This is a genomic window from Variovorax sp. V213, from assembly GCF_041154455.1.
Classification (GTDB): Bacteria; Pseudomonadota; Gammaproteobacteria; order Burkholderiales; family Burkholderiaceae_C; genus Variovorax.
Map to the genome: position 1 here is coordinate 940,740 of NZ_AP028665.1, position 12,467 is coordinate 953,206.

At 67.1% G+C, this 12,467-nt stretch carries 9 protein-coding genes and 2 pseudogenes; 8 read left to right on the forward strand and 3 right to left on the reverse strand.

The annotated features are described in order from the left end of the window. Positions 1-89: 89 nt before the first annotated feature. Entirely contained in the window at positions 90-416 is a 327-nt protein-coding gene (locus ACAM55_RS29645; RefSeq protein WP_369656825.1) for a nuclear transport factor 2 family protein, read from the forward strand. Beyond that, positions 413-1,192, forward strand: a complete 780-nt coding sequence (locus ACAM55_RS29650) for an SDR family oxidoreductase (RefSeq protein ID WP_369656826.1) — start codon at positions 413-415, stop codon at positions 1,190-1,192. The genes ACAM55_RS29645 and ACAM55_RS29650 overlap by 4 nt, the downstream gene beginning before the upstream one ends. A 47-nt stretch (positions 1,193-1,239) precedes the next feature. On the opposite strand, the pseudogene fusA reads toward ACAM55_RS29650, so the two are convergent. After that, positions 1,240-1,565 (reverse strand): annotated as a pseudogene (fusA, locus tag ACAM55_RS29655) (elongation factor G); the annotation flags it as partial. A 414-nt stretch (positions 1,566-1,979) separates the two neighbouring features. Here fusA and ACAM55_RS29660 point away from each other — a divergent pair. Both ACAM55_RS29660 and ACAM55_RS29665 read left to right on the forward strand, forming a co-directional pair. Further along, a pseudogene (locus ACAM55_RS29660) lies at positions 1,980-2,093 on the forward strand (IS481 family transposase); the annotation flags it as partial. Next, positions 2,059-2,274 carry a hypothetical protein gene (locus ACAM55_RS29665; protein ID WP_369657505.1) on the forward strand — a complete coding sequence of 72 codons (216 nt, stop codon included), beginning with the start codon at positions 2,059-2,061 and terminating at the stop codon, positions 2,272-2,274. The pseudogene ACAM55_RS29660 and the gene ACAM55_RS29665, both read left to right, overlap by 35 nt. 664 nt (positions 2,275-2,938) lie before the next feature. Here the strand turns inward: ACAM55_RS29665 and ACAM55_RS29670 are convergent. After that, positions 2,939-6,541 (reverse strand): indolepyruvate ferredoxin oxidoreductase family protein, encoded by a 3,603-nt coding sequence (locus ACAM55_RS29670; RefSeq protein ID WP_369656827.1) that lies wholly within the window; start codon positions 6,539-6,541, stop codon positions 2,939-2,941. A gap of 92 nt (positions 6,542-6,633) precedes the next feature. Between ACAM55_RS29670 and ACAM55_RS29675 the strand changes: the two genes are divergently transcribed. The 4 genes from ACAM55_RS29675 (at position 6,634) to ACAM55_RS29690 (ending at position 11,563) form a co-directional block, all read left to right on the forward strand. Continuing rightward, a complete protein-coding gene (locus ACAM55_RS29675) occupies positions 6,634-7,152 on the forward strand; it encodes an Lrp/AsnC family transcriptional regulator (RefSeq protein WP_307572530.1) in 519 nt (172 codons plus the stop codon). A gap of 506 nt (positions 7,153-7,658) precedes the next feature. Continuing rightward, complete coding sequence (gene pabB / locus ACAM55_RS29680; RefSeq protein ID WP_369656828.1) at positions 7,659-9,857, forward strand: aminodeoxychorismate synthase component I; 2,199 nt, start codon at positions 7,659-7,661, stop codon at positions 9,855-9,857. Continuing rightward, entirely contained in the window at positions 9,850-10,713 is an 864-nt protein-coding gene (locus tag ACAM55_RS29685; protein WP_369656829.1) for a DMT family transporter, read from the forward strand. The genes pabB and ACAM55_RS29685 overlap by 8 nt, the downstream gene beginning before the upstream one ends. Positions 10,714-10,900: 187 nt before the next feature. Beyond that, the gene (locus ACAM55_RS29690; protein WP_369656830.1) at positions 10,901-11,563 is read left to right on the forward strand and encodes an acyl-homoserine-lactone synthase; all 663 of its coding nucleotides are present in this window, start codon (positions 10,901-10,903) and stop codon (positions 11,561-11,563) included. Here ACAM55_RS29690 and ACAM55_RS29695 read toward each other — a convergent pair. Beyond that, on the reverse strand, positions 11,540-12,247 hold the full coding sequence (locus ACAM55_RS29695; protein ID WP_369656831.1) for an autoinducer binding domain-containing protein: 708 nt from the start codon (positions 12,245-12,247) through the stop codon (positions 11,540-11,542). The genes ACAM55_RS29690 and ACAM55_RS29695 overlap by 24 nt on opposite strands. Positions 12,248-12,467 lie beyond the last annotated feature (220 nt).

Consider the following 12,467-nt stretch of genomic DNA (forward strand, 5'->3'; position numbering starts at 1 on the left):
CAACACAGCCTATGCAGATTCTAGAGTATTCACTAAATTCACGTCGGCGCGCATCCTGAGGCCTTCACTGACCCCATGGAGCCGACAACATGAACGCCTTGACCCTTCCTGAGCCAATTGCCGCGTACTTCGCGGCCGAACACAGCCCTGAAGCCTTGGCGCATTGCTTCACGGCGCAAGCCGTCATGAAGGACGACGGTCACACCTACACGGGCATCGACGCCATCAAGGCCTTTATGGCCGAGGCATCAGCCAAGTACAGCGCGACGAGCATGCCGTTCGCCATTGAGCGGGAGGACGGCTTCCAACTTGTCCGCGCCAACGTCACCGGCAACTTCCCTGGCAGCCCGATAGTTCTGTCCTACCGCTTTCGCCTTGAACGCGGCCTGATCGCATCGCTGGAGATCACGGCATGAGCTTCGACCTTCACCTGAATGGCCTGCGGGCAGTGGTAACCGGCACGCTGGGCCTTGGCGCTGCAGTCGTGAAAACCCTTGCAGAGGCCGGCGCTCGGGTGGCGACATCCGCGCGCTCCGTGCCAGCGCAGCCGTTGGAGGGGGTCACCTACGTGGCTGCCGACCTGTCGACGGCGGAGGGGACGAGTCACCTTGCTCAGACCATCCTGCAGGATTGGGGCGGCGCCGACATCTTGATCAACGTGCTCGGCGGCTCAAGAACTCCCGGCGGAGGCTTCGCTGCGATCAGTGATGAGCACTGGTTCGCCGAGTTGAACCTGAACTTGATGCCTGCCATACGTCTGGATCGTGCGCTACTTCCAGCGATGCTGGCTCAAGGCTCGGGTGTCATCATCCACGTCAGCTCCATCCAGCGCGTGCTGCCGCTGCCCGAGTCCACCACAGCCTACGCCGCGGCCAAGGGGGCCCTCACGACCTACAGCAAGTCTCTGGCAAGAGAGGTGACGCCGAAGGGAGTACGCGTGCTGAGCGTTGCGCCGGGCTGGATCGAGACCGAGGCTTCGGTAGCGTTTGCGCAGCGGATGGCTGCAGAGGCTGGAACGGACTACGAAGGCGGCAAGAAAATCGTCATGGATTGGCTGGGAGGAATTCCAGTGGGCCGCCCAGCCAAACCACACGAGGTTGCCGATTTGATCGCCTTCCTGGCGTCGCCGCGATCGGCTTCGATCGCAGGGGCCGAGTATCGGATCGACGGCGGCACTGTCCCTACTCTGTAGCCTGCAGCCGCGCTCCAGACTTATAGGTCCGGTAGTGTTAACAGGCCCTAGCTCTGCAAGAGCGTTGCCATCTCACGAGCGGGCGCCACGTCGTAGTGGTCGAACTGCATCGCGTACTGTGCCCGACCCGACGACAGCGCACGCAGGCTGCCGATGTAGCCGAACATTTCCTCAGCGGCACATGCGCTTCGATCGCGATCGGGCTGCCGCGCATCGTTTGTCCGCGCACCATGCCGCGCCGGCGATGCAGGTCACCGATGCAATCGCCCAGGTAGTCGGCCGGCGTGATGACCTCCACGGCCATCACCGGTTCGAGCACCTGTAGCGCAGCCTTGACCGTCGCTGCGCGAAACGCCGCGGCTGCGGCCAATTCGACATCTCCCCTTACGAGGCGGCTACTTACCGGGTCCGCGACAAGGCTCAGGCCGTTTATTCGTGCTCCGATGACGTTGCCATCGCCAGTTGTACCGGAACGGTGCCCAACGGCAGCCTGATCGACACGAGCACACCCGGCGACAAGCGCTTCACCATCACTGCGGTCGATACTTCGGGCAATTCCACGGTAAAGACAATCAACTACCGGGTCATCGCGTCGGAAAAGGTGCCACCAGGGCGCGGAAAGCCTTAGGTTTGTTCAGCGTTGAACGACAAGCGCTCTAGAAAGAGCGCCTCGCCGCGTTGATGGCTAGGTGTGAAGCGTCAAGAGGTTGTATCCGGTGTTCATCCGGATTGGGTTTGAGAGACTGGAAGTCGCCAAACACCCAATCCACTCAGGACGCCCAACCGGATGAACACCCATAAGCATGCCCGACTTACCTTTGCCCGCCGAATCGAGATGGTCAAACAGATGACCTTGGAGGGCCTTGATGCCGTGCGAGCCGCAGCTGCACACGGCGCTTCGCCTGACCCGCTATTTCGGCGGTGAAGAGGCAGACGCGCAAGGCTGGATCAACATGCAAGCGACCTACGATTTCAAGGTCGCGCAGAAGGCCGTTGCCAAGGCCATCGCCAAGGAAGTGAAGCCGCGAGACGACAAGGAAGCTGCGGCGCACAACGACGGGCGATTTGCCCTGGGTGCCTGAGCTCTAGAAGGTCAAGTATCTCGCTTGGGCGATAGCGCTTGCACTTCCGCTGGCGGCCAGCGCCGAGCCCCGCACGTGCCTGGTGGTGGGCGTCAGCGATGGCGACACTATGACCGTGCGCTGCAGCACCGCGGGCGACTACGAGCAAGTGAAGGTGTGCGTCGCAACGGCGCCGCGTCGACGCCAGGTCATCGCACGCAGCTGGAGGACCCTGACCGGGATTCAGCAGGCGATACGATTCAGCCGCATTGAGCTGTGCTGCGTTCTGCGCCGTACGGCGGGGTCCCAACGGATCGGTTGCGGCCCTTGGTCTCTCAGTTCGAGAGCCAAGGCTACCCCCCTGCCGCTGTCTCGCTTTTAGACATGCGTTTCCTTAACGCTATTGGTCGCCTAGTACAGGCAACCCGCGCACAACGATTTTTCTCATACCTGAAGCGCCGAATCGGCACGTGCGAACCCGCGGCGCAGCCCGCGAACTCCGTATTGCGCAACTCGGCCAACGGCACTGCATCGCCCCTGCGCAATACTGGCAGCGGTGTGCTTGCATTACCGCAATTTGGCAGCAATTCGAAATTTTCTGTCCTGTTTCGAGTATGGGCACTAAAGCGGCATAGGGAGTTAGTGCCGCTTCGCCGGCATCACGCGCATTCAACGCCAACGTTGCTCACTGTGATACGACCGCAATCCCTTTGAACTGCCCCGCCTTCGCATCCTTGTCCGGTCGGGGATAGCGCTGCGGCGAGAAGCGGTGCAGCAGCTGCGCCTCGCGTTCAGTGGAGAGCGCAAGATTGGCCAGCTTGACATGCCCGAAGCCGCGGACCGAGAGCGGCAGCGCCGCGATCTGCGCGGCGAGATGCTGGTTGGCGCAAGAGAGCCCCGCAGTCAGTTCATCGAGCCGCCGGTCGAACTGGGCGATGAGTGCACGCTCCATCCGGCGCTCCTGCGTGTAGCCGAACGGGTCGAACTTCGTGCCGCGCAGCCGCTTGCCGTGTGCCAGACATTTCATCACTGGCAGCATCCATGCACCCAGGCGGATCTTGGCGGGCGTTCGACCGTGCCCGGCACGCGAGAGCACCGGCGGGGCCATGTGGAACTCGAGCTTGAGGTCGCCTTCGAACTGGTCCTTGAGTTTCCGCAGGAACGTGCCGTCGGTGTAGAGGCGCGCGACCTCGTACTCGTCCTTGTAGCTCATGAGCTTGAGCAGGCTGCGCGCCGCGTTGCGCGTGAAGGGCAGACGCGCGTCCCCGCCCTGCAGCGCAGACTCCGCCGCGTGCAGTGCACGGATACGCTTGTCGTAGCGCTGCGCCCATGTGGCATTCTGGTAGCTGGTGAGATGCTGGCGCGCATCGGCGAGAAGCGCATCCAGCGGGCGCTCGTCGGCTTGCTGCGCCTGCACTTGCATCGGCGCGGCACGCAGTTGGTCCAGCGCCGCAGGATCGCCCGCCGCGAGGCGGCCCAGCGAGAACGCCGACTGGTTGGCCGCCACGGCCACGCCGTTGAGCTCGATCGCATGCATCAGCGCCTCCAGGCTCAGCGGCACCAGGCCGCGCTGCCACGCATAGCCGGTCGCGACGATGTTCGCGGCCAGCGTGTCGCCGAGGAACTCCTCGGCCAGGCTCTGCGCGTCGAAGGTCTCGACCTGTGCCTCGCCCGCGACGAAGCGCATCTTCTCGAGCAGCAGGTCCACGTGCAGCTGGGCATCGGGGTTGTGCAGCGACTCGGCCACCGGAATCTCGTGGATGTTCGCGAGCACTCGCGTGCGCCCGTGCCGCACGGTCTGCAGCGCGTCGGCCGAGGCCCCCACCACCACGTCGCACGCCAGGATGGCGTCGGCCTGCTGCGTGTCGATGCGCACCTGATTCAGCCGCTCGGGTGCATCGGCCAGCCGCACGAAACTCAGCACCGAACCGCCCTTTTGCGCGAAGCCCATGAAATCGAGCACGCTGGCCGACTTGCCCTCCAGGTGCGCGGCCATCGCGATGACCGCGCCCACCGTCACCACGCCGGTGCCGCCCACGCCGGTCACCAGCAGGTCGTAGGGGCCGGTCCACGCGTGCGGCGCGGGATGCGCCAGCGCTGCCACGCGGTGCAGGAAGGCGTCGCGCCCCGCCGCGAGCGCCCCGCTCTTGCGGCGCAGCTTGCCGCCGGTGACGGCCACGAAGCTCGGGCAGAAGCCCTTGGCGCAAGAGTAGTCCTTGTTGCAGCTGGTCTGGTCGATCTTGCGCTTGCGGCCCATCGGCGTCTCGTGCGGGAGCACGGCCACGCAGTTGCTCTGCACGGTGCAGTCGCCGCAGCCTTCGCACACGGCCTCGTTGATGTAGAGGCGCTTCGGTGGATCGGCCAGCTCGCCCTTCTTGCGGCGACGGCGCTTCTCGGCGGCGCAGGTCTGTTCGTAGATCAGCACAGTCACGCCGGGCATTTCGCGCAGGCGCCGCTGCACCTCGTCGAGCGCGGCGCGGTCGTGGAACTCGGTGCCGTGCGGAAAGCGATTCTTGATGGCGTCGTACCTGCCGATGGCATCGCTCACCACCACCACCTTGGTAACGCCTTCCGATTCCACCTGCCGTGCGATCGCGTCCACACTGATGACCCCGTCCACCGGCTGCCCGCCGGTCATCGCGACCGCGTCGTTGAAGAGGATCTTGTAGGTCAACGTCGCCTTGGCCGCGACCGCCTGCCGGATCGCGAGGTAGCCCGAGTGGTAGTAGGTGCCGTCGCCCAAGTTCTGGAACACGTGCGGCGTCTTGGTGAACATCGCGTGCGAAATCCAGTCGACGCCCTCGCCGCCCATCTGGATGAGCCCCGCAGTGCTGCGGTCCATCCAGTTGGCCATGAAGTGGCAGCCGATGCCCGCGCGCGCGGTCGATCCCTCGGGCACCTTGGTGCTGGTGTTGTGCGGGCAGCCGGCGCAGAAGTACGGCAGGCGCTTGACGCTGTCGCTCGCATTGCCCAGCAGCTGGGGCGGCGTGAAGTCGCGCACATGCTGCAGGTGGTCGCCCAGGTCGTGGTTGTCGGGGAAGTGCACGGCCAGCCAGTGCGCGACCAGTTCGATGAGGCGCGAAGGGCGCAGCTCGCCGAGCGCGGACACGAGGGGCCGGCCTTCGCGGTCGTGCTTGCCCACGAGCACAGGGCGCGCATCGGGCGGCGCGTTGTAGAAGATGTCGCGCAGCTGCGTCTCGACGACCGCACCTTTTTCCTCGACGACGAGGATCTCGTCGAGCCCGCGCGCGAAGTCTTTCAGCCGCGTCTGCTCGAGCGGAAAGCTCAGCCCCACCTTGTAGAGCCGAACGCCGGCGCGCGCGAGCTGGTCGGGCGAAAGCTCCAGGCGTCGCAGCACTTCCATCAGGTCTTGGTGTGCCTTGCCGCAAGTGACGATGCCCACCTTGGCATGCGGGCTCACGATGACATGGCGGTCGATGCTGTTGCGCTTCGTGAACGCGGCCACGGCCGCGAGCTTGTCCTCCAGCCGCGACTCGATGCGCAGCGACGGCAGGTCGGGCCAGCGGTAGTGCAGTCCGTCCGCCGGCGGGCGGTGACCGGTGGCGGTGCGCACGGCATCGGCGTCTTCCCAGGCGGCCACGCGCGCGTTCACCGCGTCGAGGTCCACGGTGCCGGCGCTCTCGACGATCTCGGACAGCGCCGCCATGCCGACCCACGCGCCCGAATAGCGCGAGAGCTCGTAGCCGTACAGGCCGAACTCCAGATACTCGGCCACGCTCGCGGGCTGCATCACGGGCATGCGCCATGCCATGAAGGCGTGGTCGCTCTGGTGCGGCATCGACGACGACACGCAGCCGTGGTCGTCGCCCGCCACCACCAGCACGCCGCCGTGCGGCGACGAGCCGTAGGCATTGCCGTGCTTGAGCGCGTCGCCCGCGCGGTCCACGCCCGGCCCCTTGCCGTACCACATCGCATACACGCCGTCGACGGTGCGCTCGGGGTCGGACTCCACGCGCTGCGTGCCGAGCACCTGCGTGGCCGCGAGCTCCTCGTTCACCGCGGGCACGAAGCGGATGCCGGTCTCCTTGAAGCGGTCGCCGGCCTTCCAGATGGCCTGGTCGACCATGCCCAGCGGCGAGCCGCGGTAGCCGCTGACGAAGCCCTGCGTGTGCAGGCCGCGCGCCGCGTCGCGCTGCTTCTGCATCGCCAGGATGCGAATCAGCGCCTGCGTGCCGGTGAGGAAGACCGCGCCGGCGTCGGCCCAGAGGTTGTCGGAAAGCTGGTAGCCGGGCCGTTGGAGCGCGGTTGTCTTGTGAGGGGCGTTCATGCCCGGAATTGTTCTGCCGCACCCCGAGTAAGTGTTTCTTCAATACACTCGCGCAGACCCTTGTTTGAAGAAGAATCCTCTCGGAAACCTCGATGAACGTTGATTCTGTTTCTCTTGACGAGCATTGCCTCAAGATCCTTTCTGCGCTGCAGCACGACGGGCGGCAAACCGTGCAGCAGATTTCCGAGGCCGTCGGGCTCTCGCCCACGCCCTGCTGGAAGCGCATCAAGGAGATGGAGGCCGCCGGCGTGATCCGCGGCTACACCACGCGGGTCGACCCGGAACTGGTGGGCCTGCACGTCTCCGCCGTGGCCGAGGTGAACCTCGACCGCCACAGCGAGGCGATGGTGCAGCGCTTCGAGGAGGTGGTGGCCGCGAGCCCGCAGATCATCCGCTGCGTGTCGGCCACCGGGCCCGCGGACTACATCCTCCACGTGACCGTGCCGGACATGAAGCACTACGAGCGCTTCCTGCACGAGGTGCTCTTCAGCCTGCCGGGCGTGACGCACGTGCGCTCGAGCATCGTGCTGCGCGAGATCAAGTCGGAGGTGGCGCTGCCGCTCGGCCACCTGCTCGGCGCGAAGACGGGCCCGTCGCCTTCGCGGCGCTAGGAGGCGTGCTCGCCCGGCGGCCCGGCATGCACCAACGACGGTGGGCCGAGAAGGCCCCGGCGGCTGCGTCGAGGCCGGTCCCACGGCGACTGGTCTTGCGCAAGGATGCCGTGGTCCTCTGGATGACCCCGGGCTCTCCCGCGCGCTAGACCAGCGTGCGGCCGTCGGCCACGGCGGCCGGCGAGCACAGAGCCCGGTGCGCATCAGCCCCTCGTGGGCTTTGGCAGCGGACCATCGGAACCCGACATCGCGGATCCTCACGCAGAGCCGCTGCTTCCGACGGGGTCGCCGCCCCCAGCGGCAGGCCCCTGCGCTTGCCCTCCCCTTTCAAGAGGCCGGGGTAGGGACCAGAACCCCGCGGAAAAGCGAACGGCCGGACATGCGGGCGGTCAGCGCGCTGCATGCACAGGCGCCGCCGGCCTGCGCAACTAGCACATTGCGCAGTGGCGACATCCGCCTGATTCCTCAACGATGCACAGCCCCGCTTTCCGCCGAGGAGCCTTTCCATGCGCACGCTGTTGATCGACAACTACGATTCGTTCACCTACAACCTCTACCAGTACCTGGCGGCCTGCAACGGCGAGCCTCCGATCGTGCTGCGCAACAACGAGATGCACTGGGACGAGGTCGAGCGCATGCACTTCGACAACATCGTGATCTCGCCGGGCCCCGGACGTCCGCAGCGGCGCGCCGACCTCGGCATCTCGGCGGACGCGCTGCAGCGTTCCCGCAAGCCCGTGCTCGGCGTCTGCCTGGGCCACCAAGCCATCGCCCATCACTGCGGCGCCCGTGTCGACCTGGCGGTGCGACCGATGCACGGACGCCTGGACCGAGTCTCGCACGCGCAACGCGATCTCTTCGCCGGCATTCCGGACCGGTTCGAGGCAGTGCGCTACCACTCGCTCGCAGTCACGCAGCTGCCCTCATCCCTGGAGCCGCTCGCCTGGACGTCCGACGGCACATTGATGGGACTGCGTCACGTCTCCCTGCCCTGGTGGGGGGTGCAGTTCCATCCGGAATCGATCTGCACCGAATTCGGCGCGCGGCTGCTGCGCAACTTCAGGGACCTGACGCTGGAGTGGCTCGCGCAGGCGCCCCGGCGCGAGGCACGGGATCGCTTCGGACCCGCACTGCGCTTCGAAGGCCCGCAGGCGTTGTCGCTGCATGCGGAGTGCATCGACACCGCGGCCGATGCCGAGGCCGTGTTCATGAACACGTTCGCGCAGCGCGACTGCGTTTTCTGGCTGGACAGCAGCCTCGCCGAGCCCGGGCGGGCGCGCTTCTCCTTCATGGGCGACGCGAGCGGCCCGCGCGCCCAAGTGCTGAACTACCGCACCGCCCCGCGCGAACTGATGGTGCGCCGGGGCGACGTCGTCCAAGTGCGCGACGAAAGCATCTTCGACTACCTGCGCGACCACCTGCCTGGCCAGCTGCCCGCAGGTCCCCCGCTTCCCTTCGACTTCGCATGTGGCTTCGTGGGCTACTTCGGCTATGAGCTCAAGCGGGAGCTGGACGGTACGCATGCCCACGACGCGGACACCCCGGACGCGATGTGGATCCTCGCCGATCGCTTCCTCGCCTTCGACCACGCCGAGCAACAGGTCTGGATCGTCTGCCTGGATGAAGCCGCGCCGTGCATCGAGAATCGTCGCTGGATGCAGACCATGCGCGCGCGGCTGGCAGGCGCACTGGCGACCGCGCCGGACGACAGCGCAGTGGCGGCCCGCGATCTGCGGCCACTGGCCTGGCGGATCGACCTGGCGATCTACCGGGAGCTCATCCTGCGCTGCCAGCACGAGATCCTGCAGGGCGAGACCTACGAGGTCTGCCTCACGAACCAACTGGTCGGCGAAGGGCGCATCCGTCCGCTGGAGATCTACCGGATCCTGCGCAAGCACAACCCCGCACCCTATGCGGCCTACCTGCGCATCGGCGGCCATGCCGTGCTGTGCGCCTCGCCCGAACTCTTCCTGCGCATCTCCCGCGACGGGGATGTGGAATCGAAGCCCATCAAGGGCACTGCGGCGCGTGGCGCGACGCCGGCCGAGGACCAGGCGATCGCGGACGCCATGGTCGCCGACGAGAAGACCCGCGCGGAGAACCTGATGATCGTGGATCTGCTGCGCAACGATCTCAACCGGGTCTGCGAGATCGACAGCGTTCATGTGCCCGGCCTGTTCGCGGTCGAGACCTATGCCACTGTGCACCAGCTGGTCAGCACGATCCGGGGGCGGCTGCGCACGGATCTCGGAGCGGTCGACTGCATCCGCGCCGCGTTCCCCGGCGGCTCCATGACGGGTGCGCCCAAGGTGCGCACGATGAAGATCCTGGACGAACTCGAAGAGGCGGCCCGCGGCATCTACTCGGGCAGCATCGGCTATCTGTCGCTCAACGGCGCGGCGCAACTCAACATCGTGATCCGCACCCTGGTGTCGGCCAACGGCCGCGTCTCCATCGGCGCCGGTGGCGCCATCGTCGCCATGTCCGATCCGGACGCCGAGGTCGAGGAGATCGTTCTGAAGGCGCAGGCGCTGTGGGACGTCCTCAGACGTTGCGGTGCACCGCTCGGTCCGCGGCCGGGGACGGCGCCCGATGCCAGTGCCGCAGGCGATCCCGGCGTTCCGGCGCCCCCCGGGCCGCCGTCCGCGCCCGCGATCCCGCAGACCACCCCCACACAGTCACCGCCCGCGTCCGGCAATGGCTAGCTCGCAGGCCAACCGTCGCGGAATCCTGCTCATGCTGGTGGCCATGGGTTGCTACGTGCTCAACGATGTTTTCGTGAAGCTGGCAGCGCAGAGCCTGCCGCCCGGGCAGGTCCTGGCCGTGCGCGGCGCCTTCGCCACCCTCTTTGTCCTGGTCCTCGCCCGCGGGACGCGCGCCGGCTGGCGCACGTCACTGCGGCCGATCGTCGGCGTGCGATGCGGACTCGAGATCGCGACCGCCCTCAGTTCCGTCGTCGCCCTGTCGCTCGCGCCGCTCGCCACGGTCAGCACGCTCATGATGGCCGCGCCGCTGATGATTGCCGCCACTGCGATGGCGCTGCGATGGGAGCCTTGGCATGGGGGCCGGCTGCTCGCGGCCGCGGCGGGATTCGCCGGCGTCGTGCTGGTGATCCAGCCGTCCGCGCGCTCCGAGGTCCCTGCGGCCGGCCTTGCCTGGGCGCTGTTGTGCGCCGCCTCGCTGGCCGCGCGCGACCTGGTGACGCGACGCATCCCGGCCACGGTCCCGTCGTCGATCATCGCCGTGGCGACCACGCTCGCCGTGTGCCTGGCAGGCCTGCTGCTGGGTTTCGTGGAACGCTGGGCGCCGCTCACGCGCCACGAGCTGGGCATGCTCGCGGCGGCGGCGGGTTGCGCGGCACTGGGCAACTACGCACTCATCGTGGCCTGCCGCGGCGTCGATCTCTCGGTCGTCACGCCCTTTCGCTACAGCCTGATCGTCTGGGCACTGCTGCTGGGATATGCGATCTGGGGCGACCTGCCGCGTCCAGAGGCCGCCGCCGGCGTGGTCCTGATCATCGCGGCCGGCGCCTTCACCATCCGGGCGGCGCGCCGTCCTTGAGCGGACCCGCCGGGTCGCTCGCCTGCGGCGGGGCGGCCCCGACAACCGATCTGCCCCAAGACGGCAGCCTGCGGAGGCGACCGCCCCAAAGACGAAGGGTCTCGGACCGCCAGCCCTATCAACTCTGACAGTGTCCCCGGTGTCCGTCATCAGGATGTAATGCGGCCTCATTCAACGAGGTGACCTCATGGAGATCATTGCGGGAACGGTCGACACCTTTTCGGCGGACGTGCTGTTCGACATGGCACGCTACCGCCACGAGGTTTTCGTCGAGAAGCTGGGCTGGAAACTCCATACGCGCGGCCGGCTTGAACTCGACGAGTTCGACCGGAAGGACACCATCTATCTGATCGCGCGCGATCCGGCCGGCGAGATCGTCGGCACGAGCCGCCTGTTGCCCACGCACCGGCCCTATCTGCTGGCCAGCGTCTTCCCACAGTTGCTCGGAGACACGCCGGCACCGTGCTCGCCCGACATCTGGGAACTGTCGCGATTCGCCGCTGGCGACGGCACGCGACTCGGGATGGGCGGGGAACCACATGGATGGTCGCTCGCGCTGGACATGCTGAGCGTCGCGATGCGGACCGTCGCCAGGGAGGGCGGACGACGGCTCATCAGCGCCTCACCCCTGGGCATCGAGCGCATCCTGCGTCGCACGGGCCTGTCCGCGCACCGTGCGGCACCACCGGTGCGGGTCGACGGCCAGCTTCTGTACGCCTGCCTCATCGACGTGGACAAGAACTGGTGTCCGCGCCGGGACCGCCACGCCGAGGGGATCGGCCGAGTCGCCCGCAGGCCGGCGGGCGCAGGGGCCGCTGCCACCCGTTCAGTTGAGGAGCCCGAGACGTGACGCGAACGCCGCGGCCGAGCTCTTGGTGGCGGCACCCAATCTCGCCATTGCGTTCCTCAGATGGAAATCGACCGTTGGTTTCGAGATGCAGAGGATGGCCGCGATTTCATCGCTCGTCTTGCCGTCGCCCGTCCAGCGCAGCACCTCCACCTGCCGCTTCGTCAGCGGTTCGATACCCGCGAGCGGACCGCCCAGAAGGCGGCAGAACGCGCGGTGGGCCTTATTCACCAACCACTGGATCAAGGGGTCCTTGGCGCGCATCTCCGCGGCCGTCAGCGGTTCGCTCGAGCGGGCAAGCGACAGCATGCCGACCCGTGCGTCGGGCTCGAAGACCGATTGCGCCCAGCCGACGCGCAGGCCGAAAGAGCGCGCCTCGTCCCACATCTGCGGCGCGTCCCGGAAGACTTCGTTGCTCCAGACCACGGGCGTCCCGCTGTGCACGCCGTGGGCGACCGTGGGGTCTACCTGAAGATATCCCGCATTGATGTACCGGCGGCTCCATCGCTCATCGTAGGTGCTGAACATCAAAGTCTTCGGCCGGGTGAAGGGCACGAGGGTGCGCAGCCCGTAGGCGCAGTGCTCGAAGCCGAGCTGCCTGGCTGCCACGCTGACCTGCGCGAGCACCTGGGATGGTTCGCTTGCCTCGTTCAACCGACCGAGAACATCTTGGGTCCACTCGTTCATAGGTGCATTTCCTGCATCGTCGGCACCCCTCCTTCGGGAGCGCCGTCGACGCTCCCGCGGCGGAGTGCGGCAGGCGGCCAGGCCTGCGGCCCCGGGCCTCTGAACGACGGCGCTGCGTCCGCCCGCGGCGTGCGCAGCGCGGTCGTTCAGCGCGTGATGGAGGCAAGGGTGCGACAGTCTAGAAGCCCCCCGCGGAGCCCGGAGGCAAAATTCACCACCA

Coding starts and splice junctions, on each gene's coding strand:
- ACAM55_RS29645 (WP_369656825.1), top strand. CDS start 90: ATGAACGCCTTGACCCTTCCTGAGCCAATTGCCGCGTACTTCGCGGCC.
- ACAM55_RS29665 (WP_369657505.1), top strand. CDS start 2,059: ATGCCGTGCGAGCCGCAGCTGCACACGGCGCTTCGCCTGACCCGCTAT.
- ACAM55_RS29695 (WP_369656831.1), bottom strand. CDS start 12,247: ATGAACGAGTGGACCCAAGATGTTCTCGGTCGGTTGAACGAGGCAAGC.
- ACAM55_RS29670 (WP_369656827.1), bottom strand. CDS start 6,541: ATGAACGCCCCTCACAAGACAACCGCGCTCCAACGGCCCGGCTACCAG.
- ACAM55_RS29675 (WP_307572530.1), top strand. CDS start 6,634: ATGAACGTTGATTCTGTTTCTCTTGACGAGCATTGCCTCAAGATCCTT.
- ACAM55_RS29650 (WP_369656826.1), top strand. CDS start 413: ATGAGCTTCGACCTTCACCTGAATGGCCTGCGGGCAGTGGTAACCGGC.
- pabB (WP_369656828.1), top strand. CDS start 7,659: ATGCGCACGCTGTTGATCGACAACTACGATTCGTTCACCTACAACCTC.
- ACAM55_RS29690 (WP_369656830.1), top strand. CDS start 10,901: ATGGAGATCATTGCGGGAACGGTCGACACCTTTTCGGCGGACGTGCTG.
- ACAM55_RS29685 (WP_369656829.1), top strand. CDS start 9,850: ATGGCTAGCTCGCAGGCCAACCGTCGCGGAATCCTGCTCATGCTGGTG.